This window comes from Streptomyces sp. NP-1717, from assembly GCF_022695985.1.
GTDB lineage: Bacteria > Actinomycetota > Actinomycetes > Streptomycetales > Streptomycetaceae > Streptomyces.
This window is the reverse complement of the sequence record NZ_JAAPBF010000056.1, coordinates 1-18,966: the sequence shown is the minus strand read 5'-3', so window position 1 is coordinate 18,966 and position 18,966 is coordinate 1. Positions and strand designations below refer to the sequence as shown.

General features: G+C 72.2%; 13 protein-coding genes. 4 read left to right on the top strand and 9 right to left on the bottom strand.

The window, feature by feature from the left end:
• Window positions 1-280: 280 nt before the first annotated feature.
• The 8 genes from GXP76_RS14710 to GXP76_RS36035 all read right to left on the bottom strand — a co-directional run bounded on the left by GXP76_RS14710 (window position 281) and on the right by GXP76_RS36035 (window position 10,805).
• On the bottom strand, window positions 281-1,576 hold the full coding sequence (locus GXP76_RS14710) for a D-arabinono-1,4-lactone oxidase (RefSeq protein ID WP_242571948.1): 1,296 nt from the start codon (window positions 1,574-1,576) through the stop codon (window positions 281-283).
• A gap of 105 nt (window positions 1,577-1,681) precedes the next feature.
• Window positions 1,682-3,214, bottom strand: a complete 1,533-nt coding sequence (locus GXP76_RS14705; RefSeq protein WP_242571947.1) for a membrane-associated oxidoreductase — start codon at window positions 3,212-3,214, stop codon at window positions 1,682-1,684.
• Window positions 3,215-3,271: 57 nt separating this feature from the next.
• Window positions 3,272-6,274, bottom strand: coding sequence for an NHLP bacteriocin export ABC transporter permease/ATPase subunit (locus GXP76_RS14700; protein ID WP_374361057.1), 3,003 nt, complete (start codon window positions 6,272-6,274; stop codon window positions 3,272-3,274).
• Between the two features lies 1 nt (window position 6,275).
• The gene (locus tag GXP76_RS14695) at window positions 6,276-8,606 is read right to left on the bottom strand and encodes an NHLP family bacteriocin export ABC transporter peptidase/permease/ATPase subunit (RefSeq protein ID WP_308354132.1); all 2,331 of its coding nucleotides are present in this window, start codon (window positions 8,604-8,606) and stop codon (window positions 6,276-6,278) included.
• Complete coding sequence (locus GXP76_RS14690) at window positions 8,603-9,409, bottom strand: HlyD family efflux transporter periplasmic adaptor subunit (protein WP_242571946.1); 807 nt, start codon at window positions 9,407-9,409, stop codon at window positions 8,603-8,605. Before GXP76_RS14690 ends, GXP76_RS14695 begins: the two co-directional genes overlap by 4 nt.
• A gap of 183 nt (window positions 9,410-9,592) precedes the next feature.
• Entirely contained in the window at window positions 9,593-9,820 is a 228-nt protein-coding gene (locus tag GXP76_RS14685) for a type A2 lantipeptide (protein WP_242571945.1), read from the bottom strand.
• A gap of 396 nt (window positions 9,821-10,216) precedes the next feature.
• On the bottom strand, window positions 10,217-10,492 hold the full coding sequence (locus tag GXP76_RS14680) for a hypothetical protein (protein ID WP_242571944.1): 276 nt from the start codon (window positions 10,490-10,492) through the stop codon (window positions 10,217-10,219).
• On the bottom strand, window positions 10,374-10,805 hold the full coding sequence (locus GXP76_RS36035) for a winged helix-turn-helix transcriptional regulator (protein WP_374361052.1): 432 nt from the start codon (window positions 10,803-10,805) through the stop codon (window positions 10,374-10,376). Before GXP76_RS36035 ends, GXP76_RS14680 begins: the two co-directional genes overlap by 119 nt.
• Here GXP76_RS36035 and GXP76_RS14675 point away from each other — a divergent pair, their 5' ends adjacent.
• From GXP76_RS14675 to GXP76_RS14665, 3 genes are all read left to right on the top strand, one after another.
• The gene (locus GXP76_RS14675) at window positions 10,806-11,576 is read left to right on the top strand and encodes an antibiotic biosynthesis monooxygenase (RefSeq protein ID WP_242571943.1); all 771 of its coding nucleotides are present in this window, start codon (window positions 10,806-10,808) and stop codon (window positions 11,574-11,576) included. It begins immediately after the preceding gene.
• A gap of 179 nt (window positions 11,577-11,755) precedes the next feature.
• Window positions 11,756-13,057 carry a hypothetical protein gene (locus GXP76_RS14670; RefSeq protein WP_242571942.1) on the top strand — a complete coding sequence of 434 codons (1,302 nt, stop codon included), beginning with the start codon at window positions 11,756-11,758 and terminating at the stop codon, window positions 13,055-13,057.
• A 164-nt stretch (window positions 13,058-13,221) separates the two neighbouring features.
• On the top strand, window positions 13,222-15,891 hold the full coding sequence (locus GXP76_RS14665; protein WP_242571941.1) for an AAA family ATPase: 2,670 nt from the start codon (window positions 13,222-13,224) through the stop codon (window positions 15,889-15,891).
• A gap of 167 nt (window positions 15,892-16,058) precedes the next feature.
• Here GXP76_RS14665 and GXP76_RS14660 read toward each other — a convergent pair whose 3' ends face one another.
• Window positions 16,059-17,333: a D-alanyl-D-alanine carboxypeptidase family protein gene (locus GXP76_RS14660; protein WP_242571940.1), complete on the bottom strand. Its 1,275-nt coding sequence runs from the start codon at window positions 17,331-17,333 to the stop codon at window positions 16,059-16,061.
• Window positions 17,334-17,746: 413 nt separating this feature from the next.
• Here GXP76_RS14660 and GXP76_RS14655 point away from each other — a divergent pair.
• Window positions 17,747-18,966, top strand: a 1,220-nt coding sequence (locus tag GXP76_RS14655; protein WP_242571939.1) for an ATP-binding protein, incomplete at its 3' end; no start/stop codon positions are given.

Below are 18,966 nucleotides of genomic sequence, written 5' to 3'. Positions count from 1 at the left end.
TTGCGCACGGCGTGAGGCGTTTCTTCGCAAGGCGGGGCCTTCCCTTTGGGCCGCCGGGGAATGGGGGGTGCGCGTGGTGCGTCCGGTGGTGCGTCCGCGCGTGGAGGGAGGTGCGGGGGGTGAGTGGCGGCCATGTTGTAGATACCACCGGTCGATGCCTTCGGCGAGGGATTGCGCAACGGTGTTGGCAAATTGGCGTCGTTCCGGCCGTCTGCCGATGACCTTCCGGCCAGGAACGGCCAGGAACGAACGTAAAGGGCCAGGCGGCGGCAGGCCGTGATCAGTCCTCGGACAGCAGCCGGCGCAGAAAGTTGTTCATGAACTTGCCCGCCGGATCCAGGGAGCCGCGCAGCGCCAGGAAGTCCGCCATGTGCGCGTAACGGCCCCGCAGTTCCGCGGGCGCCGTCGTGAACACCTTGCCCCAGTGCGGCCGTGCGTCGAGCCCCTCCAGCGCCGCCTCCAGCCGCCTGATCACCGGCACCACGGAGGCGGTGTCCTTGATCCAGGTGAAGTGCAGCGCGACCGTCTCCCGCCCCTCGGCCGGGCTCAGCCACAGTCCGTCGGCCGCCACCGTACGGACCTCACAGACCTGGAGCACCGGCGCCATCACCGTCCCCAGCGCGGCCACCGCCCGCAGCGCCGCGACGGCGTGACGGCGCGGCACCAGATACTCCGACTGGAGCTCGGAGCCGTTGCTGGGGGTGAACTCGGCGCGGAAATGCGGCAGCCGGGCGTGCCACGGTCCCGGCACCCCGTGCTGCTCGGTGCAGTGCGTCGCGGGCATGCCGGGCACCGGGTGCATGGCCTCGGTCGCCCGGGCCGCCCACGGGAAGTCCGGCTCCGGGGAGTCCGCGGCCGGGTCGGCGAGCCGCTTGAGCCACACCTGGCCGAAGCACGGGGCCCGCCAGTCGGTGAACAGACTGACGCTGTACGCCGCCGACGTGATCGCGTCGAAGTGCTCCTCCAGCACGGCGAGCGGCAGCCCGGTACGGACGAACTGCCGCATCCCGAAGGCCGGTACCAGGTCCAGGGTGAGCGACGTGACCACGCCGAGAGCGCCGAGCGCGACCACACAACCGGCGAAGCGCCCGCCGTCCTTCTCGCGGTCCAGCGTCAGCGAGTCACCGTCCGCGGTGATCATTTCCACGGCGCGTACGGCCGTGGCGAGCGATCCGGCCGTGTCACCGGATCCGTGCGTACCGGTGGCGACCGACCCGGCCACCGAGATGTGCGGCAGGGACGCCATGTTGTGCAGGGCGAGACCCTGGGCGTGCACCTGCCGGGTGAGTTCCGCGTACCGTACGCCGCCCCCGACCCGGACCGTACCGGCCGCCGTGTCGATGTCGACCGTCCGGGGCAGCCCGGCGAGCGAGACCAGTGCGCCGTCGGTGTCCGCGATGCGGTTGAACGAGTGCCCGCTGCCCAGCGCCCGTACGCGGGGGCTGCCCGAGACGATCGCGCGCAGCGCGTCGAGCGTGTCCGGCCGGTGCACCCGGTCGGCCGAGAAGACGATGTTCCCGGCCCAGTTGGACCCCGCGCGGTCAGCCGCTGCCCCGCCGGCCACTGCCTCCGTCAACTTCGCCGCCCTCTTCCGGTCCCGGCCCGCTCCGAGCTTGGAGTATGCGCCGATGGTGCAATGATCTTCAACAGTTCCCGGCCTCCGGAGCACACCCGTCGGCGATCACTGCCGGCTGACCGCGCGTGTCACACCCGCGATGACCGTCGTGGCCAGGATCCACCCGGTGATGATCAGGACGTACGACAGCCCCTGATGCCAGCCGCCCTCGGGTGTGAAAGCCCGCTCCTGGCCGAAGTCGATGATCGGCAGCAGCAGATCGAGGCTGTAGAAGACCGGGTTGAAGTCGGGGGACTCGTCGGCCTTCAACGGGCGTGGTCGGCGCACGGCGTACGCGGCCGAGGCCACCGCCAGCAGTGACAGCATCCAGGTCACGGCGCGCATGGGCCGGAAACCGTAGCCGACGGTGAGGTCCTGGACATGCCCCCACAGCCGGGCGTACCAGGCCAGCCCCCGGCGCTGCCGACGCTGCTTCGCGAGCTGTACGGTACGGGCCGCCGCGTCGTCGCCGATCCTGCGGTACGAGGCGGTCAACTGCTCGTAGGCGTACGGCACATAGCCGTCGACGTCCCGTTCGAGCACGGCCAGCCGCCGCTCGGCGCTCTCGTGCGGGGCGAGCGTCCCATAGGTCAGCCCGTCGAGATGGACCCTCTCGGGCCAGACCTCCGGCGCCACGTGCAGCAACTCCAGCTGGGAGCGCCGCAGATTGACCGAGCCCTCGACCGGGGCCGCGGCGCGCAGCCACAGTTCGCCGACGACGCAGCTGCTCGCTCGCAGCGCCACTCCGCCCGGCTGCGACAACCGCGCCTCGGTGAGGTTGAGTTGACCGGGTATCCGCGCTCCGCGCAGATCGATCCGCCCCCGTACGCGCAGCCGCGCCGCGCGCAGGTCCGTCCCCACCGCCAGCGTCTGTGCGTCGAGAGCCGTACGGCCCGGCGCGGTCAGGACGGCGTCGTCCAGGCCGACCAGCCCGGTGACCGAGGCGCCGCCGAGCCGCATCTGCCCCTCCACCCGCAGGCCCGGCGCCCAGAGATCGTCGCCGACCGTGGCGTGATTGAGCTGGAGCAGCGCCTCCGGCCCGGCAGCGCCGTCCGGGGCCCCGTCCGGGGCGTCGAGATCGTCGGGACCGCCGGCGGGGGCCGGGTCCGGGGCAGCGGTGATCTCGGCCCCGTCGAGGAACAGGGCCCCGGAGACGCGTGCCGCCGCGAGCCGGACGGGTCCCCGGACGCGGCAGCCGGTCAGCCTGAGCACACCGTCGACCCGCACCGCCGACGCGGTCAGGCCGGGCAGCGCGGAACCACCGAGATTGAGCTGCCTGAACTGCGTGCCGTACAGATTGGGCACCTCGTCGAAGAAGCAGTCGCCGAGCAGGATCGCGCAGTCGGCCGTCGCGTAGCGCAGGTTCAGCTCGCCCGTGATCCGGGCCCCCGCCAGCCGCAGCGCGGGTATCTCGCCGTCCCGGCGCGGCCCGTCGAGCAGTACGGCGCGCACCACCTCGGCCCGCACACGGCGCTCCGGACCCCACCCCGCGCCGAGGGCCGGGTCCCGGTCGCCTTCGGTGCGGAAGTCCACGACCTCGCCCGTCGGGAACGCCCGCCACACGCGCCGTTCGGCCGGCGTCAGCCAGTTGATCTCCATCGCCGCGACTCTCGCGCGGCGGTGCGGAGGTGTCAACAGCCGCCCGGCGCGGGCGGCTCACGCGAGCTGACGGCGTACCAGCTCGTGCAGCCTGCCGCCCGGGTCCGCCAACAGGGCGGCCGGCGGGCCCTGTTCGACGATCCGGCCCGCGTCCATGACCAGCACCCGGTCCGCGTCGAGGACCGTGGACAGCCGGTGGGCGATGACCAGCCGGCCCGCGTTCAGCTTGCGCGTGCTCTCGATCACGATGCGCTGGGTCTCGTTGTCCAGCGCGCTGGTCGCCTCGTCCAGGAAGAGCAGGCGCGGGCGCCTGACCAGTGCCTGGGCGATCATCAGCCGCTGACGCTGGCCGCCGGAGATGGCGCCGCCGCCCGCGATCATGGTGTGCAGACCCATCGGCATCCGCTTGATGTCCTGCGCGAGTCCCGCCATCTCGACGGCCTCCCACACCTCCTCCTGCGAGAACGTCTCGGCGCCGCAGACGCAGTCCCAGATCGAGCCGGTGAGCGGCTGCGCGTTCTGCAGGACGACACCGCACTGGCGCCGTACGGCCGCGCGGTCGAGAGCGGCCAGATCCTGGCCGTCGTACAGCACGCTTCCCGTGACCGGCCGGTCGAAGCCGATCAGCAGCCGCAGCAGGGTCGACTTGCCGCAGCCGCTCGGACCGACGACCGCGACGAACTCGCCCGGCTCCATCCGCAGCGACACGTCGTCCAGCACCAGCGGGCCGTCGTCGGTGTAGCGGAAGGAGAGCTCGCGGGCCTCGATCTCACCGGTCAGCACGCCGGGCTGGGACCCGGTGTCGCCGACCTCGGGCGCCGCGTCCAGCACCGGCTTGATCTGCTCGAACATCGGCAGCGCGGCGGCGACCGACACGAGTGCGCCCGTCAGTTGGGTGACGGACGTCAGCAGCATGGTCACGGCGGTGTTGAACGTCAGGAACTCGCCCGCCGACATCGTGCCGCGCGCCGGTCCGGCCAGCAGCATGAACATCGCGAGGGAGCAGAACGGCAGATAGACCGCGTCCAGCACCGTCGTCAGGTTCTTGATCCGGCCCGCCCGCTGCTGGAGTTCACGCGAACGCGCGAAACCGCGCGCCCACGCCGCGTACGCGAAGCCCTCGGCCGCGGCGACCCGGAGCTTCGGGAGCCCGCGCAGGGTCTGGAACGCCTGGTTGTTGAGCTTGTTGCCCAGTGCGACCAACTGCCGTTGCCAGCGCAGCTGCCACAGCCCCATGCCGAGGAAGACGGCCGCGATGACGGCGAGCATCCCGATCGCCGCCAGCGCGAGCGGGACGCTGTGCGCGAACAGCAGGACGAGGCTCATCGCGCCGACCGCGGCCGACTGCACGATGACCGGCCCGATGCCCGACAGCACCCGGCGGATGCCGCTGACGCCCATCGCGGCGCTCGCCAGTTCACCGGTGGAACGCCCGGCGAAGAACGTCGTCGGCAGCCGCAACAGCCGGTCCCACACGGCGGGTTGGAGCGTGCTCTCGATACGGCCCTCCATCCGCAGGATGGTGAGGCTCTGCATCAGCATGAAGGAGGCCGACACGATACCGGTGATCATGACGGCGAGTGACACCTGCGTGATCAGACCGGTCTGCGCGCTCGGTACGTACTCGCCGAGCACCCGCCCCGTGGCGATCGGCACCAGCGCTCCGAGCCCCACGGTGACGAGGGTGGTGAGCAGGAGAGCGCGCAGATCGCTCCGGTTGCCGCGCAGCCCGAACCGCAGCAACCGCCAGGGCGTCAGGGGCTCTTGGGGCAGCGGACGGTAGAACATCACGGCGCGCGGCTCGAAGTCGTCGGCGTTCCGCTCGCCCACGCGCAGCCGCGCCCCGGTGGCCGGGTTGACCGCCTCGTAACGGCCGCGCCGCCACAGCAGCGCGACCGGTGCGCCGGACTTGGCCCGGTGACCGACCAGCGGCCCGGAGTCGGTCCGCCACCAACGGGCGTCGAGCCGGACGGCGCGGGTACGGACGCGGGAGGCGATCGCGATCCGTTCGACCGCGTCGACACGGTCGTCGAGCGGGGTGCCCGCGCCCCGGGGGTGGTCGCTGAGGGTGATTCCGGAGGCCGCCGCGACCAGGTGGCAGACCGCCAACGTCGCGTCGCGGGCGGCGTCGTCGCTCACTGCGCCGGCCGCGGCCCCCGCGCGGCCCGTTGCGGCGGTCCCTGTTCCGGGCCGTCCGATGGACGCCACCAGCGCCTCGTCGGCCCGCGCCCTGACGGCCTCCCCGGCCTTGATACCGGCGGCGGTGCGGTCCTCGTGGGCGCGCTCCTGCCGCTCGATCCAGTGGTCCACGGCCGACAGCAGCCGGTGCTGCTGGTTGACCATCCGCTGCCACATCGCCCCGTCGACCAGCAGGTCGCCCGCGGCGTCCGAGCTGTAGGAGGCGCCGTACCGCACGCTGCCGGGGGACACCGGCATCCACAGCACGTCGTCGTCGGACACGGCGCCGTCGGTGTGCGGGCGGGCGTCGAGCGGGGTCTGGAAGAGCGCGCCGAGCCCGCGGGCGGCGCCTAGGGCGAAGGCGTGCTCCAGGGGAGTCGGGACCGGGGGAGAGGGCGGCGGGGAGTGGGCGGTGCCGTACGGACCGGCGTGAGGGTCGGCGTACGCGCCGGTGTACGGGACGCCGTACGTGTTGCCGTACTGCGGCGAGTACGGATCCGGGTACGCGTCGGCGTGCAGCTCCCGCAGCGCGATCCGCCGCAGCGCGCAGTCCTGCGAGGGCCTGCTCAGCAACGTGTGCCGGGGGCCCTCGACCGGGCCGAGGAGCAGCGTTCCCGCTTCGAGGCGGCCGAGGAAGTGCCACTGGCCGTGCTGCGCCGCGTCGACGGCGAACAGGTCGAGCACGCCGCCGACGACGAGCCACAGCACGTGCGGGCCCTCCAGCGGCACGTTGCGCAGACCCGCGCAGTCGACCGGGGTACCGAGCGCGCCGAGGGCGTGGACGACCGGGTCCGTGCCGGGCACCGGCCCGGACGCCGTCCCGCCGGTCGGCGCACCGCCCGCCGTCCCGGGGCCGGCCGGCGGCGGCTGCGTGGAGGCCACGTCAGTACTCCTTGACCAGTTGGGCGTACGGACCAGCGGCGGCGACCAGGTCCTCGTGCCTGCCGCGCTCCACGACCGCGCCGTGGTCGAGCACCACGATCTCGTCGCTGTCGCGCACCGTGCTCAGCCGGTGGGCGATCACCACGCACGCGCAGCCGCGACGCCGCAGGTTGTCGATGATCAGACGCTCCGTCTCCGCGTCCAGCGCGCTCGTCACCTCGTCGAGGACCAGGATGCTCGGCCGCCTGACCAACGCGCGGGCGATCTCCAGCCGTTGACGCTGACCGCCGGAGAAGTTGCGGCCGTCCTGCTCGACCCGGCCGTGGATCCCCTCGGGGCGGCGCGCGATCACCTCGTCGTACAGCGCGGCGTCCCTGAGAGCGGTGACGACGGCGTCGTCGGATATCGACGGGTCCCACAGAGCGACGTTGTCCCGGACCGTGCCCTCGAAGAGGAAGACGTCCTGGTCGACGAAGGACACCGAGGAGGCGAGCGCGCTTCGGGAGATGTCCTCCAGGCGCTGCCCGTCGATGCGGATCGTCCCCTCCCACGGGCTGTAGAGACCCGAGATCAGCCTGGAGACGGTGGACTTGCCACTCCCGGAGCCACCGACGAGCGCGACCTGCTGCCCGGGCCCCACCGTCAGGCAGAAGCCGTTCAGCAGCGGCGCGTCCAGCGGGCTGTAGCCGAACACGACGCTCTCCAGCTCCACATGGCCCGTCAGCCGGCGGGTGCTGCTCTCCGGCCGCTGCCGTGAGTAGAGCGGGTCGACGGGGAAACTCTCGACGTCCTTCAGCCGGGCCACGTCCGCGGCGAAGTCCTGGATCCGGCCCGCCACCCCGTTCAGCCGGGTGATCGGCGCGGTGAACCGCACCACCAGCGCCTGGAACGCCACGAGCAGACCGATCGAGATGGCCCCCTCCACCGCCCGCAGCCCGCCGATCCACAGAATGAGGGCGCTGTTGAGCGTGGCGAGCGTGGGCGCGACCACGGCCAGTGCCGCACTGGGCACACCGAGCTTCTGCTGCTCCTCCAGCGTCGTCGCGTGCTGCCCGGCCCACCGGCGGAAGTACCCGTTCTCGCCGCCGGTCGCCTTCATCGTCTCGATCAACTGGAGGCCGGTGTACGAGGTGTTGGTCAGCCGCGCGCTGTCCGCCCGCAGTTTCCGGGTACCGGTGGAGCGCAGATGGATCACGATCCGCATCGCGATCACGTTGAGCAGCGCCATCAGTACGCCGACGACGGTCAGTTGGGGGTCGTAGGACCACAGCAGGGCGGCGTAGAGGATCACCACGACGCCGTCCACCCCGGCCGCCGCCAGGTCCCGCGCGAGTGTCTCGGCCACCGCGTCGTTGGACTGGAGCCGCTGGACGAGGTCGGCCGGGCTGCGCTGGGCGAAGAAGGTGACCGGCAGCCGCAGCAGATGCCGCATGAACCGGGCGCCGCTGAGGGTGGAGGAGATGATGCGCCCGCGCAGCAGGTTCGCCTGCTGGAGCCCGGTCAGTACGGCTGTCAGCACCAGCATGACGGCCATCGACGCGAACAGCGGTCCCAGCAACGATGTCTGACCGCCGATCAGGAACATGTCGATGTACGTGCGGCTGAGCGCGGGCACCGCCGCGCCCACCGCCACCAGCAGCAGACTGGCGAGCAGCGCGGCCAGCAGGGTGGCGGCCGTGCCGCGCATCCGCGCGGGCATGGCGCTCATGACACCGGGCTTGCGTCCGCCCGGGCGGAAGTCGGCGGTGGGCTCGAAGACGAGGACCACACCCGTGAAGCTGGTGTCGAAGTCCTCGATCGGCACGAAACGACGGCCCTTGTCGGGGTCGTTGATGTGCACGCCCCGGCCGGCCGGCCGGCGGCCCATGCCGTCGTACACGACGTAGTGGTTGAACTCCCAGAACAGGATCGCGGGCGCCCGCACATCGGCGAGTGCCTCGGTCTCCATCTGCATGCCTTTGGCCTGGAGGCCGTAACCGCGCGCCGCTTTCAGGACGTTGGAGGCGCGCGAGCCGTCGCGGGAGACACCGCACGCGATGCGCAACTCCTCCAGGGGGACGTGGCGGCCGTAGTGGGCGAGCACCATGGCGAGGGAGGCCGCCCCGCACTCCAGGGCCTCCATCTGGAGGACGGTGGGGGTGCGGACGGTCCTGGGCGCGGGGGGCCTCGGGGCGGACCGGCCGCGTTTGGCGGCCCGGCGCCGTCCGCCGCCGTGGCCGGTGCCCGAGGTGTCGCCGGGTGTCTCGTCGGGCCGGTGCCCGCGCCGCCCGGCGGGCGGCAGTCGCTGCTGCTTCCGGGGGGCCGCGGGAAGCTGGTGCCGGCGCGGGCTCACGGGAGCAGCCAATCGATCGGGTGCTGTTCGGCCAGCCGTACGGAACCGGTGGCCAGGGTCATGGATTCGACGGCGTACGGCGGCCCGTCCGGGGACGACCAGGTGTAGCCGGACTTGGTGGCCGACGACTCGTCGAGCCGCACCAGCACGGCGACGGGTGGCCCTTCGCGCGAGAACTGCTCGCCGAGCTGTGTGCTGCCGAGGAACCCGGTGATGCGCCGGCTGCTCTCGGCGACGCGGCCGACGGATTCCACCTTCCCGCGCAGTACGCCGTAGCGCTGCTTGGGCACCGACTGGACGGTGACGTCCACGGAGGCGCCGACGGGGACGGTCGCGCCGCTCTCGGCGGGTGCGTAGAGCATCACGCTCAGCGGGTCGCCGGTCTTCCCGATCCGTTCCACGGCCGCGACATCGGCACCCGTGGTGATCACGGAGCCGACCGCGGTCACCAGGGTCGTCAGCCGGCCGGCCGCGAGGGTGCGGACCACGGTGTCTCCCTCGGCGGTACGGACCTTGACGAGGGGGGAGTCGGCGGGCACCCGCTCGCCCTCCTCGGCGAGCACCTCGGTGACCTGGCCGGCCACGGGGCTCTGGAGGACGTAACTGCCCTGCGCGTACGTGAGGACGCCGGGGGCGCCGAGGGTGGACGACACGGTGCCCGTCACTGCCCAGACGGCCGCGGCGATCATGGCGACCACGGTGACGGCCAGCACGAGACAGCCCTGGGGCCGGGCGAGCCGCACCGGCAGATCGATCTCCTCGGGCGACTGGAGCTTGGACAGGGCCTGTTGACGGAACTGCACGACACTCTTCCCTGCTGGCTCTTGTGGCCCGGTGGCTCCGGCGCGCACGGCCGGACGGCGCTCCGCCGGACGGCGCACGGCCGTCTCCCACGTCCCACGTCCTGTTCTCCCACGACCAGCGCCGCGCCGGCCGTGACCCGGAACCCGGGCACACGGCCGACGCGGCTGAGCTGGAGTCTCAACTCAGAGGCTGGAGACCACGCCGGTGGCGAGACCGGTCACGCCCGACGTGTTGATGCCGGTGGCACCCTCGACGGTGCCGACGACGCCGCCGACCGTGGCGGAGACGGGGACGACGGAGTCGACGGTGCCCGTGACGGTGCCGACGAGGCCTCCGACGAGACCGCCCGACACGTTGTCGAGGTCGCTGTCGGAGATTTCCTGGGTCTCAACCTGGGGAGAGCGGTTCATGATGTGAGATTCCCTTCGCATGGCTATTCACAATGGCCACGACCGGCCTCGCCGTACTGGCGAACCGGCCGTCGCATGCGGGTCGTCGGGGCGCTCCAGCGGATTTCCGAGTATCAGGATTCGGAAATCCACCGAATGGCGCCGGGTGACTTCCCGCGGTGCGAAGGATCAAAGCACGCTGGCCTGCCGGGTAGCCACTCGAAGCCCGAACACCCGGGCCGGACCGTGGCGTTGGAGTACGCCGAAGTGCCCGGCCGTCCATGACTTGGTGGCATCTTCTTCACGTGATCGACCACCCCGAAGTGGACATTCCCGCACCAAAGTCCATGCGGATGGGGCGTCGCAGGTACGGACCAGGCGGTGAACCGTGGCCACCTGCGTATTCGGTGTGCAGATTCACCGAAGGAGGAGGCGGCCCGAAAGTGCGCCGCCGTCCGCCCGGATTGCCTCGTCACGGTATTTCCGGGGAAACAGCGCGGCTTCCAGGAGAAGGCAACATAAACGCATAACGGCGTTGCGCCGGACGCGGGGGAAATGGCCGCCTTCCGCACGGTCACCGCCCGGTTCGACGCCTTCGGTACTGTTTGTCACCGGGTGCTCGGGATCGCCGCCCCTGATGTCCGCGCCGACCGGATCGCGCACCGGCCCGCCGCGGCCCGCTCCCTGTTCCACGTCCGCGTCGCCGCCAGTGCCGGTGCCGGGGAGCCCCCCCCTCGGACGTGAGCGCGTACTCGGCGCCCGGCGGAGCGGAACTCGCCGCCGTACGCGCGACAATGCCGCATTGTTCCAGTTCACGCAGTCGCCGCGACAGTGTCCTCTCCATGATGTCCGGCATCGGCCGACCGGCCGGGGAAAAGCGGAGGGGGCCATTCTGCTCGCTGCTCCGGCCCGGCCGGCGCCGACGACACAGCGGATACGCACCGAAAAGCGGGTACCCCGGGGCCCGGAAAGTTCTGTGTATTCTCGCTGCCGGAGGTGGGGACACATGATCCTCGAATACATTCGCTACCTCATTCCCGAGAACCGCGCGGCCGAATTCGAGGCCGCCTACGCCCGTGCGGCCGGTGCGCTGGGCAGGTCGCCCGTCTGCCACGACTTCGAGCTCTCGCGCTGTGTCGAGGAGCCCGGCCACTACATCCTCAGGATCCGCTGGGAGTCGCTCGACAAGCATCTGAAGGACTTCCGGGCCAGCGAGGAGTTCCGCGCCTTCTTCACCGAAATCCGTCCCTACGTCGACGCGATCGAAGAGATGCGGCACTACACCCCGACCGATGTCGTCGGAATCGGCGCCGGCACGCCACAGCCCCCGACCCTTTATGAATGGGCCGGCGGCGGCGAGGCTTTCGATCGACTGTTCAGCCGCTTCTACGAAAAGGTCGCCGCGGACGAATTACTCGCACCGATGTTCGCCGGTATGAGCGCGGACCATCCGCACCGCGTCGCCCTCTGGGTCGGCGAGGTATTCGGCGGCCCCGCCGAATACACGGCCCACCGCGGCGGTTACGAGAACATGCTCGCCCACCACATCGGAAAGGCCATCACCCCGCGACAGCGCCGGCGCTGGGTGGACCTCCTCACCGACGCGGCGGACGACGTCGGCCTCCCGGCCGACCCCGAATTCCGCGCCGCCTTCATGAGCTACCTCGAATGGGGCACCCGAATCGCCATGGAGAACTCCCGCCCGGACGCGACCCCGGTACCCCGCGCACCGGTCCCGCGCTGGGGCTGGGGAGTGGCACCGCCGTATCAGCCGTGACGCCGTGACACGGGCCCGCGCCGCTCCAACTGCCGCGCGGTAACCTCCTGATGACCCCGCGGGACCTGCCACGGTCCGTCCGGTACGGGGCGCAGGGCCGTACAAGGGAGACCTCGTACGACACAGGGAGACCCGAGGAGGACCGTGGAGCGGCGGCACGAGCCGGGGCGGCGGCAGCGATGACCGACCCCGGCCCCACCCTGGAGACCGTCACCGGCGCACGCCAGACACTCACCGTCGTCCTCCCGGTCCGGCTGCACCGCACACCCGACGCCCGCTCCGGCTGGGCCCAGGGCCCGTACCCCTTCGTACAGGGCAGCCGCCGCACCGACACCGCCACCCGGTCCGGCTACTTCGCCCCGGCCTCCGCCCGCGTCCTCTACGGGACACCGGAGCGCCCCTGCCGCTGGCACCGGGCCCTCGCGGTCACCCACGACGGCCTGCACCTCACCGGCCTGGAGATCCTGCGCACCGCCACCCTCCGCGACCCCCGACACGCCCTCGCCGTACTGCACTTCACCGTCGACGGACCGCTCCTCCCCGTCCTGCGGGCCATCGGGCACCGCCCCACCGCCGGACCCGAACCCCTCAGCGGCCCGCTCGACCCCACCGCCCTTCTGGACGGAGTCGCCGAAGTACGCGACGGGGCAGGCACGTTCGCCCTCGCCCGCCCCTACACCGTCGCTTTCCTGACCCCCGAGGCCCACCACACACCGGCGCTGCGTACGGACCCCGAAGCGACGCTGCCGCCCTCGGCCGGCCGCTGGCTGTGGCAGCTCGCCTCCCGCTCCGCCCCGGGCGACTTCCCCGTGGCGCCCGAGAGCGCGCCGCACCACGACGCCTCCACCGTGCGGATATCCGCCGACTGGAGCGCCCTGGTGCTCCGCCACGGCGCCGCGTTCCTCGGACACCGGGCCGACAGCGGCGAGGGCGACTTCTACGACTTCGGCGCCCTGCACGCCCGCACCGTCTACCTCGACGCGCTGCTCCTCGGTTCCCTCCAGCGCGACCACATCGACGAACTCACCGAGGAACTCTCCGAGGTCTTCGACTCCGAACGCCTCACCCGCCGGGTGACGGCGCTGGAGAAGAACATCGCCCGGTTCCGCAGCACCTACTGGCGCCAGCACCTCACCGCCCACGGTCCCGCCAACGGACTGCTGCGTGCCTTCCAGCACCAGCACCGGCTCCCCGAGCGGTTCGCCGAGATCCTCGCCGAGGCCGCCGACTACAGCCGGCTGGTCCAGACCCTGGAGAGCCAGCAGATCAGCGGCGCGCTGGGCCTCCTCACCGTCCTCGGACTCCCGCTCGGCACGGCGCTGAGCGTCCTGCAGGTCCTCGGCGACGAATCCGTCCCCCATCTCCTGGTCGCCCTCGGCCTGTCGGTCGCCGTGACGGCCGCCGCGCTCACCACCCGCTACGGCAGGCTGGTCCTCGCGTCGCTCCGCGGCGGCTCGACCGCCCCGGCCAGACGTCGCTGACTTCGGCCGGGGGACCGCCGACACCGGCAGACGATCGACACACGCATACGATCGATCAGGATCGGCCGAAAACGTTCGGAACCGCGCTGATCCCTGCCCGTCCGCACGACGAGCGGACTAGGGTCGGGACCTGACCTGCACGCCCGTTCATCTCAAGGAGGCTGATGGTGCCCCCGTCGGAGCACTCGGTCGGCCCCCAACTCCTCGAACGCGAACCGGAGATCGCCGCGGCCGCGCACGCCGTCGACGGACTCTTCGGAGCGACACCCTCCGGCGGACTCCTCGTCTACCGGGGCGCCGCCGGACTCGGCAAGACCGCGCTGCTCTCCGAGGTCCGGCGCATGGCGGCCGGCCGCTGCACGGTGTGGTCGGCGCGGGGCGGCGAGACCGTCACCTCCGTACCGTTCCACGTCGTACGGCAACTGCTGCAGCCCGCCCTGACGGGCCGTGCGCCCCACGAGGTGCGCGAACTGCTCGGCGACGGTCACGACATCGTCGGCCCCGCCCTCGGCGTCGCGCCGCCCGGCGAGCGGCACGCCGATCCCCAGGGCGTCAGGGACGGCCTCGAAACCCTCTTCCGCACCCTCGCCGGAGCACTGCCCCCGCTCGTCCTGATCGTCGACGACGCGCACTGGTCCGACCTCGAATCCCTCGCCTGGCTGGCGTCCTTCGCCCGGCGTACGGGCGGCCCGCCGATCCTGGTCGTCGTCGCGTACCGCGTCGAGGACGCGATCGGCGAATGCGCCCACCTCCTGCGGGCCCTGGGCGAGAGCGCCAGACTGCTCGTCACCCTGAAGGCGCTCACCTCGGAAGCCACCGCCAGACTCGCCCGCGCCAGCCTCGGGGAGCACGCCGACGAACGATTCTGCCGCGAGGTGTGGGAAGTCACCGGCGGCAACGCCTACGAAACCGTCGAACTGCTCGCCAAGGCACGCGACCAGTCCCTGGACCCCGTCGGCGGCTCCGCCGACGCCCTCAGCGCCCTCGGCGCCGCGACACGCGGCACGGGCCTCGTCGCCAGACTGGAGGAGCTGGGCACCACCACGACCCGCTTCGCCTGGGCCGCCGCGATTCTCGGCACCGACATCTCCCCCGAACTCGTCGTCTCCCTGGCCGGAATGGGGCCCGCGGAGGCAGCCGACTGCGCCGAACGGCTCCGGCTGGCCCGCATCCTCGTCGGCACCGACCCGCTCGAATTCGTCCATCCCCTCATCGCCACCGCCGTCTACCGCGCCATCCCGGCGGCCACCAGGACCGCCCTCCACGGCCGGGCCGCCTGGCTCGTCACCCGCAGCGGCCGGGGCGCCGCCCTCGCCGCCCGGCACCTCCTCGAAGTCCACCCGGACAACGACGCCGAACTGGTCGGGCAGTTGCGCGAGGCAGCCGCCGAACACCTCGCCGTCGGCGCGCCCCAGGCCGCCCGTCGCTGCCTCGAACGCGCCCTGAAGGAACCGCCGTTGCCCCGGATACGGGCCGAGGTCCTGTACGAACTGGGCTGCGCCACCCTCCTGTCGTCACCCGCCACCACCGTCGGCCATCTGCGCGCGGCGATCGACACCCGGCTCCTCGACGACGCGCTGCGCGTCGACGCGGTCTTCCGGCTCTCCCAGGCCCTGACACACAACGACCAGACCCGGGAAGCCGCCCAGGTCGTCGCCGCCGAAGCCGCCCGCACCGCACCCGGGCCCGCCCAGATGCGCCTGAGGACCGCGCACTTCCTGTGGGAGGGAGTCCAGGACGCCGAGGACGACGGCAGGGAACGCTCCCAGCGCCTCACCGGGACGGCGGCGGCCCTCAGCGGACGCGACAACACCGAACGCGTCCTGCTCATGCTGCGCGCCTTCGACGCCACGGCACGCGGCGAGAGCGCCCAGGAGATCGTCCAGATCGGCGAACGCGCTCTGGTCGACGGCGCGCTCGCCCCCGGCACCGGCTGGACCGGCACGGCCTGGGGCTTCGAACCACCCGCCCTGCTCGCGCTGTCCTTCGCGTTCGCCGACCAACTCGACCGCGCGGAGAAGCTGTTCGACGAAGGCATGCGGGCCTTCGAGATCTCCGGCTGGAGCGGCGGCCATCTCGCCTTCGCCCATACGCTCGTCGGCTACGCCCACCGCAGACGCGGTCACCTCGCCGACGCGGAGACGTATCTGCGCGAGAGCCTGCGCCTGGCCGACCGGGTCGGCGACCGGCTGCCGATGCACTGGAACGCCATCTGCATGCTCGTCGACACCCTGCTCGCCCGGGGCCATGTCGAAGAGGCGCGCGAAGCGGCCGAGCGCTACGCCTTCGCACCGCCGTACGCCTCCTCCATCGCCATCCCCGACGCCCGGTCCGTACGCGGACGGCTGCTGCTCGCCCTCGGGCGCACGGAGGAGGCGATCGCCGAACTCGAAAGCACGGGGCGGGCGTTGACGGCGCGTGGCAGACACAACGGGGTGATGGCGCCCTGGGCGTGCGATCTCGCGCGGGCACTCGCCGACGTCAACCCGGCCCGCGCGGCCGAACTCGCCGCGTACGCCCGTGACCGTGCCGAGCGCTTCGGCACGCACACCGCGATCGGCGTCGCGCTGTGCACGTCGGCCGCGCTGACCGAAGGACCCGCCGCCGTCGAGCTGCTGGCCGAGGCCGTCACCCATCTCGAAGCGTCACCCTGCACGTACGAGCTGGCGGTCGCGCGTGTCGAGTACGGCATCGCCGCGCGCTCGGCGCCGGACCTCGGCCGTGGCCGGGTGCTCGCCGAGGCATGCGGCGCCGACGGACTGGCGGAGCGGGCCCGGCTGGCTCTGGAGGGCACCCGAACGGCGGGCGGCGGCGCGGGCCACGGCCAGGACTGAGCACCGCCGCGACGCGGGCCGGTGCCGGTCATCCGCGCGGGGGCGATACCGGCCCCGCACGGCGGCTCCGCCCCGTCGTCGGTGAGGCGGAGCTCACGGCCGGCGTCGTGGCCGTAGGCCCGGACCCTCCGCACGGTGACGTCCCGCGCCCATGGCGGTGGGGTCGGTCACGGCTCCGCCGGGTCCCGGTGTCGCCTCGTGGCGCGCCGTACGACGAACAGCGCCAGCGCGGCGAGGCATGCGGCTCCGATGAACACGATCGGCCAGACGTACCCGGACGGCGCGGCCGGCCGGCCCGCCGCCTCGGCCCGCGCCACCCGAGGGCCGGCCGAAGCCGTGGCCGCGACCGTCTCCGGTTCCGGTTCCGCGTGCCGCGCCCGCGCCACCGGTCCCCGCTTCTCCGTCTCGGCCGCCCGGCGCGGCGGACTCGGCGGCCGGGGCGCCTCCAGCGAACCCACGGGGGTCACGGCCGGCGCGGCCTCGAAGCCCCAGTTCAGCAGGGTCCGGGCCTCCTCGTACACCGCGTGAGAGGCCCCGGACTGCGGATTCATCACCGTCGCCAGCAGCGTGCGGTCCCCCCGCCGGGCCGCCGCGATCAGTGTGTTCCCCGCGTTCGTGGTGTAGCCGTTCTTGACGCCGATGAGCCCCCGGTAGCGCCGTACGCCATCGGCGCCCGTCAGCAGTTTGTTGGTGTTCCTGATGCCGAAGGCCGAGCCGCGGTCGCCGGGGAACCGGGCGTCGACGGTCGCGCAGTACTTCGCGAACGCCGGCATCTTCAGCCCTGCGCGGCCGAACACCGCGAGGTCGTACGCCGACGACACCTGCCCCGGCTCGTCGTAGCCGTCCGGTGAGACCACACGGGTGTCACGGGCCCCCAACTCCCGTGCCTTCGCCTGCATTTGCCTGATCGTCGATTTCCAGCCGCCGTTCATCCCGGCGAGGACCCGCACCGCGTCGTTGCCCGAGCTGAGGAAGACACCCCGCCACAGGTCGGCCACGTCGTACGTCTGCCCGGGGGTGATACCCACCAGGCTGCTGCCGGCGCCGACGCCCGCCAGATCCGCCCGGGTCACCCTGTGCCGGGTGCCCGAGGGGATCCGGGGCAGCGCGGTGACGGCGAACAGGGTCTTGAGCGTGCTGGCGGGCGGCAGCGCGCGGTGCGCGTTGTGGGCGGCGAGCACCGCGCCCGTACGCGCGTCGGCGACGACCCAGGAGAGGGCCGAGACCTCTTTGGGAGGCGCGGGCGCGCCCGACGTCGCGCGTACGTGGGTGCCGGGCCGGTACAGCAGTGAGGGGTCGGCCCGCGACAGCCCGCCGCCGGTGGAGGCCGTGGCGGTCGGTACGGACACCGCCGCCGGGAGCAGGGCCAGCAGGCCGGCCAGTCCGGTGGTCAGAGCCACGGTGCGGGCGAACACGGGGCGCGGGAACAATCTGATGATCATTCGGTCACCGTAGGAACGGCGGCTGCCCCGCGCGCGGCCGCGTGAGCCGACCGGACGTATCCCCGTCCGGCCCCTCCGCCGCTCGCCCCGGCGTGTCGGCGTGCGGCGGATACGGCCGACGGGGCGAATCCGCCCGGGTGGACCGGCCGCGGTCGCCAGGGGTACAAGGCGCCGCAATTCGAACTGGTGTCGTCACTTTCTGTGCCGTCCAAGAAGCGCTCCGTGCAAAACGCGCGAGTCTATGCCCGCCGGGCCCGCCCGCGCACGAGGTTGGTGAATATGCCGTTGGGCGGTATCGCCCGCACTAAGCTCTCGCGGTGCGCACCGAGTTGATACGGAATCAGGCGCTTGTTCCCATGTGCCGCAATAGTTTCGAGTATCCCCGACCCTGAATCGACCGCCAGAGGCCTTACATGGTTCGTGTTGAAGCACCCATGAATGACCAAGCGTCACCCACCGTTCGCGCGCTTCTGCTCTCCGCGGCCCTGATGGTGACAGCGACGGCCGTCGTCGTGGTCCTCGTCGCCGACGCCGCACGGATCCCGGTCGCGGCGTACGGCGCGGTCGCCACCGTCCTCGTCACCTGGGCGGCCGTGGAGATCGCCCGCCGGGGGGAGGCGACGCGCGCGCTCCAGGTGCGGCACGGGCAGCAAGTCGCCTTCCTGGAACGGCGCATCGCCGAGCACGACAACCAGAGTGTCCGGCTCGGCAAGGAACTGATGCCGCTCGCCATCCACCAGCTCCGCCGGGGGAACTCGCCCCAGGAGGTCATGCACGTCATCGTCGACGGTGACGACCGCTACCGCGAACTCCCCGACTCGCAGCGCGCGTTGCTCCGCGCGATCCTCGACATCGTCGACGACGAGGAGGCCATGCGCGAGTCCGCGCAGCGCTCCTTCGTCAACATCGCCCGGCGCGTCCAGTCGCTCGTGCACCAACAGGCCAGCGAACTGCGCGAGATGGAGGAGCACCACGGCCGTAACCCCGAGGTCTTCGACGACCTGCTGCGCATCGACCACGGTACCGCCCTCATCGGGCGGCTCGCCGACAGTGTCGCCGTACTCGGCAAGGCCCGCCCCGGACGCCAATGGCCCAGGCCCGTACCGCTGTTCAGCGTGCTGCGCGGGGCGATGTCCCGGATCCTGGAGTACCAGCGGGTCGATCTGCACTCGATCGCCAAGGTCGCGATCGTCGGTACGGCCGTCGAGCCGCTGATCCACGCGTGCGCCGAACTCCTCGACAACGCCACCCGCTACTCGCCCCCGCAGACGCGCGTCCATGTGACCGCCGTCGAGGTGCAGACCGGTATCGCGATCGAGATCGAGGACGGCGGCGTCAGCCTCAGCGAGGAGGCGCGGGCCCGGGCCGAGCGGATGCTCGCGCAGGCGCAGGCCGGTATCGATCTGAACGACCTCGGTGAGAGCCCCCGGCTCGGCATGGCGGTCGTCGGCCGGCTCTGCCAGATGTACAACCTCCAGGTCTCTCTGCGGCAGTCCGCCTACGGAGGCGTCCGCGCCGTCCTCGTCGTACCGCGCGACGTGGTCACCACCGGACCCGCGCCCGGTATCGCCCACGGCATCGGCGCGTCCGCGATGGGCACCGGCGGTACCGAGCTGCCCGAGATGCGCCGCCC